Genomic DNA, 12,780 nt, shown 5'->3' with positions numbered 1-12,780 from the left:
GAGGAACCGATGGATTTCGACCGGCACTGCGCGGAGATCGTCACCCAGGCCGAGCTGCTCGCGACCGAATTGGCCGACGCCGACCTGACGACGCCCGTGCCGTCTTGTCCAGGCTGGACGCTGGGCGCGCTGGTGCGGCATCTCGGCGCCGGGCACCGATGGGCGGACGAGATCGTCCGGAGCCGGGCGACCGCGCCGGTGCCCGACGACCAGGTGCGCCGGGTGGACGGCGACGATTCCGGACGGCTGCCCGGGTCTTGGCTGGTGGACGGTGCTTCCCGGCTGGCGTCGGCATTGCGGGAAGCGGGACCGGACGCCGAGGTCTGGGTGCCGTTCCACTACCGGAACGCGTCGTTCTACGCGCGCCGCTTCACGCATGAGACGCTCGTCCACCGCGCTGACGCGACCTTGGCCGTGGGGCTGGAGTTCCGCGCCGCGCCCGACGTCGTGTTCGACGCGATCGACGAGTGGATGGAACTCGAAGCGCTGCCGCTGCATTTCGAGTTCAGGCCGGAGAAGCGGGAAATCCTGGGGGCGGGCCGGTCGGTGGGTTTCGAGTCGGGGGAGCACGCTTGGTTCCTCGACCTCGACGGCTCGGCGGTCACCTGGGAGCGGGGACGGCGAGGTGCCGCGGTGACCGTGCGCGGCTCGCTGACGGATCTGGTGCTGACGCTTTACCAGCGCAGGGAAGCCAGGGACGTCGTCGGCGATCTTGAGCTGTTCAACTTGTGGCAGACCCACGTGCGGTTCGGCTGAACCCGATGGAGTGGCGCCGGTTGGCGAAGGCGGTCGCGGGCGGTTAGCTCGGAGGGAGATCCGGACCGACACGATTGGGGCCCAGGCTTGCGCAGGTTCGTGCTGTTCTTCGCGGTGGTTTCGGTGACGCTGTCCGGGGCGCCCGCTTCCGCGCAGCCCGCCGGGACACCGGTCTACCTCGCCGACGGGGGCGGCACCATCTCCTTGGCCGCGGCCGACGGCAAGCTCGCCCTCGCCGACGCCAAGGACGCCAACGCGCACTGGGTGTACGACAAGGCCGCGCTTTCCTACAAGCATGTCGCGAGTGGACAGTGCCTGGCGGCGATGAGCCCCGTCGACGGGGTCGGCGTCAAACTCGTCGCGTGCGACAGCAAGGACCGTCACCAGCAATGGCGTCGCAACGCCGGGCTGCCCGGGCTGGTGCTGCTGGCGAACGTGGCGACGGCTCGGTGCCTGACCGCGGAGGCACCGGTCGTCGGGGCTCGGCTGTACCAGGAGGTCTGTTCGCTGTCCGGACTCTCCAACACCTGGGCGGCCGGCGTGCGGACGCTCGCGATCCTGTCGGGGAACGGGCAGCGGCTGTCGACGAAGACGCCCGGTCAGCCGTTCGTGGTACGCGTGGTCGGGGAGAACGGCCAGCCCGCGGCCGACGTGCCGGTGAACTTCTTCGTCCGCGCGGCACGGCCGAAGAACGTGCTGGTCTTCGAAGGCGGTGCGGAGACGGCGACCGCGAAGACCGGGGCCGACGGCTCGGCGGCGAGCCCGAAGATCGTCCTGACCGAACCCGGCGAGTTCGAGATCCGGTTCACGGGCAGCGCGAGCCTGGAGGACGGGAACAGCATCACCTTCGAAGGTAGTTGCAGCTGCTAAGCAAGTGGTAGCAAAGGTCCCTTGCTCCCTTTCCCCAGGTCAGCCCGCTTCCGGCCGGGCGTCTCCAGCGTATCGCCAGTCGACATCGCCCACTTCGCCCGCTTTCGCGGCCCTGCGCCCGACGACGAACACGTAAAGCAGGAACGCGACCTCCGCGACCACACCGATTCCGATGCGCGCCCAGGTCGGCAGGCCCGACGGGGTCACGAAACCCTCGATCACGCCGGAGATCAGCAGCACCACGGTCAGCCCCAGCGCCATCACCACGACCGAGCGACCCTGTTCGCCGAGTGCCGCCGTCCGGGAACGGCGTCCCGGGTCGATGACCGTCCAGCCGAGCTTCAGCCCCGTCCCGGCGGCGACGAACACCGCGGTCAGCTCCAGCAGACCGTGCGGCAGGATCAGGCCGAAGAACACGTCGAGCCGCCCGGCCGAAGACATCAAGGCGGCGCCGACCGCGAGGTTCAGCGAGTTCGCCCAGAGCGCGTAGATCACCGGGACACCCAGCACCACGCCGAGGAACAGGCAGGTCGCGGCCACCCACGCGTTGTTGGTCCAGACGCGTGCGGCGAAGGAGCCCGCGGGATCGGACGAGTAGTACGTCTCGTACTTCCCGCCCGGCGCGGTCAGGTCCTTGAACTCCTCGGGCGAGGCCAGCGACGCGAGCACCTGCGGGTCACCGGCGATCCACACCGCCGCGATCGCCATCACCGCGATCGACGCCGTCGCCGACGCCAGCCACCAGCGCCGGCTCAGGTACAGCGCCGCCGGGAACCGCTGGGTGAAGAAGAGGCCGATCTCGCGCCAGGCGGGGCTGTGCGAACCAGTGACGGCCGAGCGGGCCTTCGCGACCAGGCCGGACAACTGCGCGACGAGCACGGGATCGGGCGCGACCGAGCGGATGATCGACAGATGCGTCGCGACGCGCTGGTACAGCGTCACCAGCTCGTCGGCGTCCGGGCCGCTGAGTTTCCCGGCGCGGCCCACGAGGTCACGCAGCCGGTTCCATTCGGCCTGATGCGCGGCGACGAACACGTCCACGTCCAACTCGGAGCCCTCCCGGCGATCGTCCTTGGTCGCCCAGCCTATTCGTCACTACGCTTGCCCGGTGGAACAAGAGTCCGAACTCGTCACCGGCGAGGCTGTCGTCCTGGACGTCCGCGCGGCGAAACTGGCCAGCCGCGGGCTCGCCATGATGCTCGACGTCGTCCTCCAGCTCATCGCCCTGTTCGTCGCGATGCTGGTGCTGAGCCAGGTCGCCGCGTTCGGTGACGAAGCGCTGGCGCTGACCCTGTTCCTGGTGACCGTCGTGCTGATCATGGTCGGCTACCCGGTGATCTTCGAGACGCTGACCCGCGGCCGCACCCTCGGAAAGATGGCGCTCGGCCTGCGGGTGGTCCGCACCGACGGCGGTCCGGTGCGGTTCCGGCACGCGCTGGTCCGCGGGCTCGCCGGGTTCTTCATCGACTTCTGGGCGCTGGGGATGCTCGGCGTCGTGGCGGTGGTCACGTCGCTGCTGTCGCCCAACGGCCGCCGCGTCGGCGACTATCTCGCCGGCACGCTGGTGGTCCGGGAACGCATGCCCGCCGCCAGGACGCCGTACGTCGGGATGCCGCCGCAGCTGGCGTACTGGGCCTCGCAGCTGGACTTGACCCGGCTTTCGAACGACCTCGCACTGGCCGTCCGGCAGTACCTGAGCCGGACGAGCGAGCTTCGCCCCGAAGCGGTCGAAGCGCTCGGGTACGGGCTCGCGCAGCAGGTCGCGGAGGCGATCGGGGCGCCGGTGCCGCCAGGGGTGCCGTCCTGGGCGTATCTGTCGGCCGTGCTGGCCGAGCGGCGGCGGCGGGACCAGGCGAAGCTGCGACCGGCGGTTCAGTACGGGCAGTCGGCGCCTGCCGCGCCGGGATATCCCGCCGCGCCTGGGCAGCAGGCCTATCCTCAGGCGACCGCGCCGGTCGTCCAGCCGGAACCTCCCTCAGCGCCGGTTCCGGAGAACCCCTTCGCGCCGCCGGGCTGACCTGGCGCCCCCAAGTCCGTGAAGGCCTCCTTGCCTACCCTCAAGGTAGGGAAGGAGGCCTTCACGGACTTGACGTCAGGGGCCCGGCAAAGTCGATTGGTGCAGCTCGCAGTACTTGCTTGAGGGGTACGGCGAACGCGGAATGGGGCGTAGTCCGGCACTCGGTCCTGGTGTCCCCAATGTGGCATTGGAGACGCTCAGCGTCTCCAATGCCACATTGGGGACACCGAACGAACCGGGAGGCTCGCGCCAAGCGCCTCTGAACCGCGTGAACACGACTTCGCCGGGACCCAGAGTCCGTGAAGGCCTCCTTCACTACCCTCAAAGTAGGGAAGGAGGCCTTCACGGACTTGACGGAAACCCCGGCGCGGTCAGGAAACGTCGGCCGACTTCGCCGCCCAGGTGTTGCACTGGAACATCCGGTTCTTCTGCGCGCCGTGCTGCCACCACGAGGCCGCGTGCGCGTCGGAGCCGTGGTCGCGCGGGCCGCCGTTGTGGTCGCCGCGGTCCTGGGTCTGCCAGGCGTCGCGGTACATCGCCTGATCGACCGAGCCACCGCGCCCCACCGTCGAACCCAGGAACGTCCCGGACAGACACTGCGCCGAAAGCTCGTTCCGCCGCGACATCTCCAGGCCGGCCGCCGAGTCGGTGCCCGCTTCGTAGCGTGCGGTCCAATAGGCCTCCGAGATCCCCGAAAGCACCTGAATGTGATGCGCGTACTCGTGGGCGAAGACCGCCAGATAGACCCCGGGCCGGTTGCCGTACTGAGGCACCTGAAGGCCTTCGTACGGCATGTACAGAGTCTCGTTCTGCGAGCAGTAGAACGCCGCCACCGAGCCGCCGCTGGCGTCGCCGCACGGGCTCGACCAGTTCTTGCCGGACGGGTACTTCACGGTCGGGATCCGGAACGGCAGTTTCGTGTAGTTCATGACCTGCTGCCAAACGTTGTCCAGACAGGGCCGCGCGCTGTCGAAGAAGGCCGCCGCCGCGTCCGGGTTGTTCGCCCAGCGCGAGAGGTTGCACGGCTGGTTCGGCAGGCCGACTTGGGAATCGAGCCACAGCGGGTTGTCCGCCAGCTTGTGGTGCGGCCGCGGACCGGACGGCGCGCGGCTGGCCGACGTCTCGCGGGTCGAGCCCGCCGACGTCTCGCGTGAAGCGGTCGAATCGCGCGAACGGGTGCTCGTCGTCGACGCGTCGCTGGACGTGGTGGTCGTCGTGTAGTCCGAAGAGGAGGTCGTCGGATAGCTCGAGTATCCGACGTCAGCGACGTGCTTCGAGCCGCCGTTGGCGATGGTGACCACCATGAGCAGCCCGCCCATCAACGCCATCAACGCCACGATCGCGACCGCCGCGATGACCCCGCCGTTCGACTTCTTGGCTTGGTATCCCCCGTAGGGCGCGAACCCGGGCTGCGCGAAACGCGGACCGTACGGAAGCTGCGGCGGGCCGACGGCGCCGGGCCGGAACGGGACCGGCGCGCCGATCCGCGGCGGCGGCAGCGGGGCCGCGCCCGGCGGGGGCAGCGGCATGCCGCCACTCTGCGGCCCAGGCCGGATCGGCGTCGGCTGCGAAATCGGCGGCCGAGGGTGACCGGGCGGGACGGGACCCGGCCGGTTCGGCGGAGGCATCGGCGGGCCACCGCGCGGCGGCAGCGGACGCGCTCCCGGCGGCGGGAGCGGACGGCCACCCCGCGGCGGCTGCCCGGGTGGTGACGGTGGCGGAGTCGGCCGGCGTCGCGGATCAGGCGGGCCGGGCGGCTGCTGGTTCATCGAGTGGATCCCCCATGCGATTCGGCAACGCCGTTCGCCCAAGTGGCGGATTCGGCGTTTCGGCGGTCAGCATAGATCGGCTGCCCTAGAGTGTGTGGCTGTGTTGACGAAATGGGGGACGGCGGTCGTGGCCGTCGCGGCGAGCTCGGCCTTGATGGCCCCGCCGTCGGATACGAACGTTCCGGAGGCGCCCGCGGCGGGCCCTTCGCTGACGAACGCGCCACAATTGCCGAAGCCGCCGCCGATCGGCGCGCGCGGTCAGCTCGGGCTGCTCCAGCCGCCGAGCGGCGCGGCCGCGAACGTCGCGGTGAAGGTGGAACGCGACGGTTCGTTGTCGATCACCGAGCAGGTGACCGTCCCGGGTGGACAGCACCTCGTACGCCGGATTCCCTTGAAGGTTCCCGCCGGTGAAGAGCAAGACCGCGTGTACGTCGTCCGTGACGTCTCGGTCGAGGGCGCGGGCAAGGCGGAGCCGAACGGCGAACAGCTGGTCGCCACCTTCGACGGCGGCGTGGCCACCTTCAAGTACAAAGTGGACGGGGCGGTCGCGGACGTCAACGGCGCGCAGCAGGTCCGCTGGCAGGTCGCGAGCGGCTGGGACGGCGAGCTGTCCCGGGTGTCCGCATCGTTCAGCGCGCCGACGCGTGAAATGCCCACAGTGGACTGTTTCGCCGGTCCGCTCGGTTCGGACAGGCAGTGTTCGCTCGCGGAGACCGACCACAGCGGCGTCGTCCGCATCGAACAGGACAAACTCCCGGCGGGTGAACGGGTCGACCTCGCCGTCCAGCTCCCGGCGGGCACGGTGCCCGCGAACGCGCGGTTCGAGCAGATCGCCACGGTCGGCGGCGCGTTCGCCCTCACCGCCCTCGCCGGCCTCGGTTTCGGGGCGCTGGCACTGATCCTGGTGCTCGGCGCGCTCGCCATCTGGCTGCTGCGCCGCCGCGACAAGGGCGCGCTCACCGCGGGCACCGGTCCGGTCGACGTCCTCATGCGAGAAGGCGATCGGGTCTCGTTCGTCTCGCCGGACGGTGTCCTGCCGGGACAGGTCGGCACGGTCGTCGACGAGACGGTCGACGTCGTGGACGTCAGCGGCACGGTGGTCGACCTCGCGGTCCGCAACTACCTGTGGATCGCCGAGGTCCGCGGCGCGGGCACGGTCGACTGGCGGATCGCGCGCCGCAACGCGCCGGACGAGCACCTCGCCGCCTTCGAACGCGAGATCTACACCGCGATCCTGCCCGAGGGCACCGATTCCGTGCTGCTGTCGGAACTCCGCGGCCGCGGCACCGTCGATCTCCGTGTCGCGGGCGAGGCGATGTACGCCGACGTGGTGCGCAGGGGCTGGTTCTCGCGCCGCCCGGACAAGGGCAAGAGCAAACTCACGTGGGCGGGCATCGGCCTGATCGCCCTCGGCCTCGTGGGCACCGCCGTCCTGACCTTCACCATCGGGCACGCGCTGCTCGGCGTCGCGGCCGTGCTCGCCGGGGTCGCCGCGCTGCTGGGCGCTTCGTGGGTGCCGCCGCGGACCTCGCGCGGCAGGCGCCTGATCGGCCAGGTGCGCGGGCTGCTCGAATACCTGCACACCGTCAAGGTCGCCGACATTCCGGTGGGGGACCGGGAAATGGTGTTCTCCCGGTCGCTGCCGTACGCCATCGTGCTCGGTGACGTCGAGCGCTGGCTCCGGACGTTCGAGGGGCTGGACCCGTCGGCGGACGGTTCGGCCGGGCTGTACTGGTTCGGCGGCCTCGAAGGCGATCGGGATCTGCGCCGGTTCGCCGCGCACCTTCCGTCGTTCCTGTCCGCTTTGGACGGTCTGCTCGCCGAATCCGGGCACCTGCGCTCGCTCCGCCCCGAACCGGTCCCCGCCTGACGTGAAGACTCGCATTTCGTCCTCTGAATGCGGTCCTTGCACGCGCAACTACCGCATTCAGAGGACGAAATGCGTGGGGTTGGCGGTGCTTCTGGTCGTGCTGGGCGCGGCACCGGCGGGAGCACAAGGCGAACCGCAGCTGCCCTCGCTGCCGAACAGCGCGGAGATCTCGCTCAAGGTGGAACGCGACGGCGCTCTCTCGGTCGTCGAGGCGGTGTCCGTGCCGAGCGAGGCGACGATGACCCGCCGGATCCCGCTCCGCACGGCGGCACCGCACGACCGTGACCGGATCATCGGCATCCGTGACGTCGTCATCGAGGGCGCGGGCAACGCCGAGCTGACCGACGACGAGTTCACCGTCAAGCTCAAGGGCGGAACCTCGGTCGTCCGGTACACAGTGGACGGTGCGGTCTCCGAAGCCGACGGCCTGACCCGGGTGAGCTGGCAGCTCGCGGGCGGCTGGGACTCCCGGCTCGAACTCGTGCGAGCGAGCTTCGCCGCGCCGTCCGTCCCGAACGCGGTCACCTGTCACGCCGGGCCCGAGGGGTCTCGCGCGCGCTGCGGCACCGCCCAGATCGCGCATTCCGGGCTGACCAGGTTCAGCCAGCAGAACCTCGCGGCCGGGCAGCGGATGGAGATCTCGGTCGAACTGCCCGGCGGGACCGTCCCGGCGAACGCGCGCCTGGAGCCGTCGAAGACCTTCGCTGGCGCGTTCGTGCTCACCGCTCCGGTCGGCTGGGCTTGGTTCGGCTTCGTGCTCGCGCTGATCGCGGCCGCGGTGGCGTTGACCCTGCTGAGGAGGCGGGACGAGCACCCTGGCGACGCGCTCCCGGTCCGGCTGCTCACCGGGAAGGACGACCAGGCCGCGTTCGCCTCACCCGACGGCGTGCTGCCCGGACAGGTCGGGACCGTGTTCACGGGTCGCGCGGACGCCGTCGACCTGGCCGCGACGGTCGTCGACCTCGCCGTCCGGAACTACCTCTGGGTGAGCGAGGAGCCCGGTGAACTGACCGGCTGGCGGCTCGTCCGCCGCAACCCGCCGGACGACCAGCTGACCGCCTACGAACGCGCCGTCTTCGACGCGCTGCTGCCCGGCGAACGCGAGTCCGTGCTGTTGTCGGAGATCCAGTCGGCGCGGATCGGGATCGAAACGGTGCGGGACGCGCTGGACGACAGCGTCGTCGAACGCCGCTGGTACACGCGGCTGCCCGGCAGGCTGACCCGCGCCGGCCTGCGGATCTGCTTCTACGGTCTGTTCCTCACCGTCCTGCTGGCCTTGACCGTCGGCTACGCCCAGCTCGGGGTGATCGTCATCGCCGCGGGCGCGGTACTCGCCGTCGCCGCCCGGTGGCTGCCGGTGCGCACCGGCGCCGGTGTCGCGCTGCACCGGCGGCTGCTCGGCGTCCGTGACGCGCTGCTGGCGACCGAGGCGACGGCCGTTCCGAAGCTCGAACGCGAGGTGCTGCTTTCCCGGGCGCTGCCGTACGCGCTCGCTCTCGGCGAACAAGCACAGTGGGTCTCCGGATTCGCCGCGCTCAAGGGGCCGCCCAAGATCTACTGGTACGGCAAGGAAGACGGCGATGAAGTCCCGATCGAGCGGGTGAGCGACTTCACGGCCGCGCTAGTGGGAACCTTCGCCGCGACCCGCCAGGGTCGTCGCCTGGAGGCCTGAGTAGCCCGTAGGGTGGTGCGCATGGCCGATCCCGAGCTTGTCCGATTCACCCTCGACAACGGTCTGCGCGTGGTGCTCGCGCCCGACGCGACCGCTCCGGTGGTGGGTGTCAGCGTCCACTACGACGTGGGCTTCCGTTCCGAGCCCGAAGGGCGCACCGGTTTCGCGCACCTCTTCGAGCATTTGATGTTCCAGGGGAGCGAGAGCCTGGAGAAGCTCGCGCACTTCCGGTACGTCCAGTCGAGTGGTGGCAGCTTCAACGGCTCCACCCATCCGGACTACACGGACTACTTCGAGGTCCTCCCCGCCGCGGCTCTCGAGCGCGCCCTGTTCCTCGAAGCGGACAGGATGCGGGCGCCGAAGCTGACGCGGGAGAACCTGGCCAACCAGATCGACGTGGTCAAGGAGGAGATCCGCCTCAACGTGCTGAACCGGCCGTACGGCGGGTTCCCGTGGATCCTGCTCCCGCCGGTGCTGTACTCCACGTTCCCCAACGCGCACAACGGTTACGGCGGTTTCGAGGATCTCGAACAGGCCACCCTCGACGACTGCGCGGCCTTCTTCGACACCTACTACTCGCCCGCCAACGCGGTGCTGACCGTCGCCGGTGACTTCGCCGTCGAGGAGGCCCGCGAGCTGATCGAGAAGCACTTCGGCGACGTGCCGCACCGGCCCGCGCCGGAGCGTCCGTCGTTCGCCGAGCCCGCCCCCGAGGGCGAGCTGCGCGGCGAGCACGTGGACCCGCACGCCCCGCTGCCCGCGGTCGGCGTCGGCTACCGCATGCCGGATCCGATCAACGACCTCGACGGCTACCTGGCGAACCTCGTGCTCGCCGGCGTGCTGACCGACGGCGACGGCTCCCGCCTGCAGCAGCGCCTGGTGCACCGCGAGCCGCTGGTCGTCGACATCGGCGCGGGTGCCGGGCTGTTCGGGCCGTTCGAGGCCCGCGACCCGGACACGTTCACCATCACCGCGATCCACCCGCACGAGGTGAACACCGATCAGGTCCTCGCCGCGCTGGACGAGGAGCTGGAGAAGCTGGCGGCCACGCCGCCGGAGGACCACGAACTGAAGAAGGTCACCGCGCGCTGGGCCGCGAGCCTGCACTCCGAGCACGACAAGCTGGTGTCCCGCACGCTGGCCCTCGGCTCGTTCGAGCTCCTGTACGGCGACGCGTCGCTGGTGTACCGGCTCGCCGAGAAGATGTCGGCGGTCACCGCGGAAGCCGTTTCGGCGGCGGCGAAGGCACTGCGGCCGGACTCGCGCGCCGTCCTCGTCATCCGTCCCGGCAGTGGATCTTCAGACCAGGAAGGTACCGAGCAGTGAGCGCACCGCACCGCACCGCCGAGGAGATCGGCCGCACGGCCACCGGGCCTCGTCCGGTCCCGCCGCTGGGGACACAGCGCGCCGTCGCCGATCTGTCCCATGTGGACGCCACGCTGAGCAACGGGTTGCGGGTGCTCGCCGTCCGCAAGCCCACCGTGCCGCTGGTCGAGCTGCGCGTCTGGATCCCGTTCGCCGGTGACGACAAGTTGCACCCGGCCACCGCCGAGGTGCTGGCCGAAACCCTGCTGACCGGCACCGCCCGCCGCGACCGCATCGAGATCGACGCGGATCTGGCGCTGATCGGCGGTGACCTCGCGTCCGGCGTCGACCCGGAGCGCCTGGTCATCACCGGTACCTCGCTGGCCGACGGCCTGCCGACGATGCTCGACGTCCTCGCCGACGCGCTCACCGGCGCCTCGTACGCGGACGCCGAGGTCGAGCGGGAACGCGAGCGGCTCATCGAGCGGATCGCCGTCTCCCGCACCCAGCCGAGGACGATCGCCCGCGAGGCGCTGCAGAAGCACCGTTACGGTGACCACCCCGCGGTGCGCGAGGTCCCGCAGGCCGAAGACGTGGCCGTCGTGACGCCGGAACAGGTTCGCGCGCTGCACCGGGCTTCGGTGCTGCCGCGGGGATCCGTGCTGGTGATCGTCGGTGACATCGACCCGGAGACCGTCATCGGCGACCTGGAGAAGGCGTTCGGCGGCTGGGCTTCGGACCGCTCCGCCGTCCGCCTGCCCGCGCTGCCCGAACTCGCCGGCGGCAACGTCCTGCTGGTGCCGCGCGCCGGTGCCGTGCAGTCGCAGATCCGGCTGTCCGCGCAGAGCGTGTCGCGCACGGACCCGCGGTACCCGGCGCTGCAGCTGGCGAACCTCGTGTACGGCGGGTACTTCTCGTCGCGGCTGGTCGAGAACATCCGTGAGGACAAGGGTTACACCTACAGCGCGCACTCCGGATTCGAGTTCACCGACCAGACCGCCGTGGTGAACGTCGACGCGGACACCGCGACCGACGCGACCGCGGCCGCGCTCATGGAGACGCGGTACGAGCTGGCCAGGCTCGGTCTCGTGCCGCCGACCGCCGACGAGGTCGAGTCGGTGCGGCAGTACGCGATCGGCTCGCTGGTCACGGCGGCGTCGTCGCAAGGAGGCCTGGCCGCGCAGCTGTCCGCGCTCGCCGCGACGGGGCTGGGCGTCGAATGGCTCGCCGGGCATCCGGAGCGCCTCGCCGCGGTCACCGCCGAAGAAGTGGCGAACGCGGCGCTGGAGTTCTTCGCGCCCAAGCGGTTCACCGGTGTCGTCGTCGGCGACGCCGATGTCCTCGCGCCGAAGCTGACGGCGCTGGGCGACGTGGCCATCGGGGAGCCCGCCTGATGGAGACACCGTTCGGGTTGGGGGCGCTCCCGACGCTTTCGCGCTCCACGGCGGACCGTCAGGAATCCTTGCGCACCAACCCGGACAGGCTCGCCGAGCGCTGGCCGAACGCCAGGATCGTGTTGCTCGACGAGCACGCGCGCACCCCGGTGGTGGAGGGTTCCGGCGTGCTCGCGACCCGCAAGTCGCAGGACTTCGGCACCGAGCCGCCCGCGGACGCGGTCTTCCTGGGGGAGTGGCAGCGCACCGACTACTGGTCGATGCCCGGCCGCCCCGCCGGGGAGACCGAGACCGTCGAAATGGCGGGCAGCTGGAGCGTCATCGAACAGGTCCAGCGCCGCGACGGCGAGATCTGGGTCGACCTGCGCGGCTACGGTGACCTGCTCGACGACACGTCGGCCGGGCTGTTCACCACCGCGCAGGCGCTGCAGGCGTGGCGGCGGCAGGCGAAGTTCTGCACGCGCTGCGGCAGCCCGACCGAGCTGATCCAGCTGGGCTGGGCGAGCAAGTGCACCGGCTGCGGCAGTGAGGAGTACCCGCGCACCGACCCGGCGGTGATCTGCCTCGTGCACGACGACGCCGGCGTCAACGGCGAGCACGTCCTGCTGGCGCGGCAGCCGATCTGGCCGCCGGACCGGTACTCGATCCTCGCCGGTTTCGTCGAGGCGGGGGAGTCGCTCGAAGGGTGTGTCGAGCGGGAGATCCGCGAAGAGGTCGGCGTCGAGGTGCGCGATGTGCGCTATCTCGGCAGCCAGCCGTGGCCGTTCCCGCGGTCGATCATGCTCGGTTTCACCGCCAGGGCCGACATCTCTTCGACGATCGTGCCCGCGGAGGGCGAGATCGAAGAGGCGTTCTGGGTTTCGCGCGAGGAGGTGCGGGCCGCTTTCGCGAACAGTCAGCTGCGGAACGCGGGCGCCGTGCCGACGCCGATCGCCGGCGGTACGCGGCAGCTGGTGCTGCCGGGGAACTCGTCGATCGCGCGCGTGATGCTGGCGGCCTGGGCCGGGGTCTGACGTCTGGCGGGTAGCAAGGGACCTTGCTACCGCTGGGTGCCGGGCCGCGGTGAGCCAGCGTGTGTAGGTAGCTCCTTGGAATCCGGTTGCGGTTGATCCCACGGACTGTCCCCA

10 protein-coding genes are annotated in these 12,780 nt (G+C 70.6%); 8 read left to right on the top strand and 2 right to left on the bottom strand.

Features of this window, described 5'->3' with window-relative positions:
• The first annotated feature begins 9 nt into the window (after positions 1-9).
• A complete protein-coding gene (locus AC069I_RS00215) occupies positions 10-756 on the top strand; it encodes a maleylpyruvate isomerase family mycothiol-dependent enzyme (RefSeq protein ID WP_478264552.1) in 747 nt (248 codons plus the stop codon).
• An 87-nt stretch (positions 757-843) separates the two neighbouring features.
• Positions 844-1,626: a hypothetical protein gene (locus AC069I_RS00210; protein WP_478264551.1), complete on the top strand. Its 783-nt coding sequence runs from the start codon at positions 844-846 to the stop codon at positions 1,624-1,626.
• Between the two features lie 39 nt (positions 1,627-1,665).
• Here AC069I_RS00210 and AC069I_RS00205 read toward each other — a convergent pair whose 3' ends face one another.
• Positions 1,666-2,673, bottom strand: a complete 1,008-nt coding sequence (locus AC069I_RS00205; RefSeq protein ID WP_478228431.1) for a stage II sporulation protein M — start codon at positions 2,671-2,673, stop codon at positions 1,666-1,668.
• 61 nt (positions 2,674-2,734) lie between these two features.
• On the opposite strand from AC069I_RS00205, the gene AC069I_RS00200 reads away from it, so the two are divergent.
• Positions 2,735-3,643 (top strand): RDD family protein, encoded by a 909-nt coding sequence (locus AC069I_RS00200; protein WP_478264550.1) that lies wholly within the window; start codon positions 2,735-2,737, stop codon positions 3,641-3,643.
• 371 nt (positions 3,644-4,014) lie between these two features.
• Here the strand turns inward: AC069I_RS00200 and AC069I_RS00195 are convergent, their stop codons facing one another.
• Positions 4,015-5,271 carry a neutral zinc metallopeptidase gene (locus AC069I_RS00195; protein WP_478264549.1) on the bottom strand — a complete coding sequence of 419 codons (1,257 nt, stop codon included), beginning with the start codon at positions 5,269-5,271 and terminating at the stop codon, positions 4,015-4,017.
• Between the two features lie 241 nt (positions 5,272-5,512).
• On the opposite strand from AC069I_RS00195, the gene AC069I_RS00190 reads away from it, so the two are divergent.
• The 5 genes from AC069I_RS00190 to nudC all read left to right on the top strand — a co-directional run bounded on the left by AC069I_RS00190 (position 5,513) and on the right by nudC (position 12,666).
• Positions 5,513-7,282: a DUF2207 family protein gene (locus AC069I_RS00190; protein WP_478228469.1), complete on the top strand. Its 1,770-nt coding sequence runs from the start codon at positions 5,513-5,515 to the stop codon at positions 7,280-7,282.
• A gap of 73 nt (positions 7,283-7,355) precedes the next feature.
• Positions 7,356-8,954, top strand: coding sequence for a DUF2207 family protein (locus tag AC069I_RS00185; protein WP_478264548.1), 1,599 nt, complete (start codon positions 7,356-7,358; stop codon positions 8,952-8,954).
• Positions 8,955-8,975: 21 nt separating this feature from the next.
• The gene (locus tag AC069I_RS00180; protein WP_478228435.1) at positions 8,976-10,280 is read left to right on the top strand and encodes a M16 family metallopeptidase; all 1,305 of its coding nucleotides are present in this window, start codon (positions 8,976-8,978) and stop codon (positions 10,278-10,280) included.
• The gene (locus tag AC069I_RS00175) at positions 10,277-11,653 is read left to right on the top strand and encodes a M16 family metallopeptidase (protein WP_478264547.1); all 1,377 of its coding nucleotides are present in this window, start codon (positions 10,277-10,279) and stop codon (positions 11,651-11,653) included. Before AC069I_RS00180 ends, AC069I_RS00175 begins: the two co-directional genes overlap by 4 nt.
• On the top strand, positions 11,653-12,666 hold the full coding sequence (gene nudC / locus AC069I_RS00170; protein ID WP_478264546.1) for an NAD(+) diphosphatase: 1,014 nt from the start codon (positions 11,653-11,655) through the stop codon (positions 12,664-12,666). Before AC069I_RS00175 ends, nudC begins: the two co-directional genes overlap by 1 nt.
• Positions 12,667-12,780: the final 114 nt, after the last annotated feature.

The organism is Amycolatopsis sp. NPDC043885 (genome assembly GCF_056435685.1).
Note: the sequence above shows the minus strand (reverse complement) of the source record. Positions and strands in the feature narration are given on the sequence as shown.

What these genes read in the sequence shown, in the direction of transcription:
- AC069I_RS00180 (WP_478228435.1), top strand. Translation starts at nt 8,976, where the DNA reads ATGGCCGATCCCGAGCTTGTCCGATTCACCCTCGACAACGGTCTGCGC.
- nudC (WP_478264546.1), top strand. Translation starts at nt 11,653, where the DNA reads ATGGAGACACCGTTCGGGTTGGGGGCGCTCCCGACGCTTTCGCGCTCC.
- AC069I_RS00195 (WP_478264549.1), bottom strand. Translation starts at nt 5,271, where the DNA reads ATGCCTCCGCCGAACCGGCCGGGTCCCGTCCCGCCCGGTCACCCTCGG.
- AC069I_RS00215 (WP_478264552.1), top strand. Translation starts at nt 10, where the DNA reads ATGGATTTCGACCGGCACTGCGCGGAGATCGTCACCCAGGCCGAGCTG.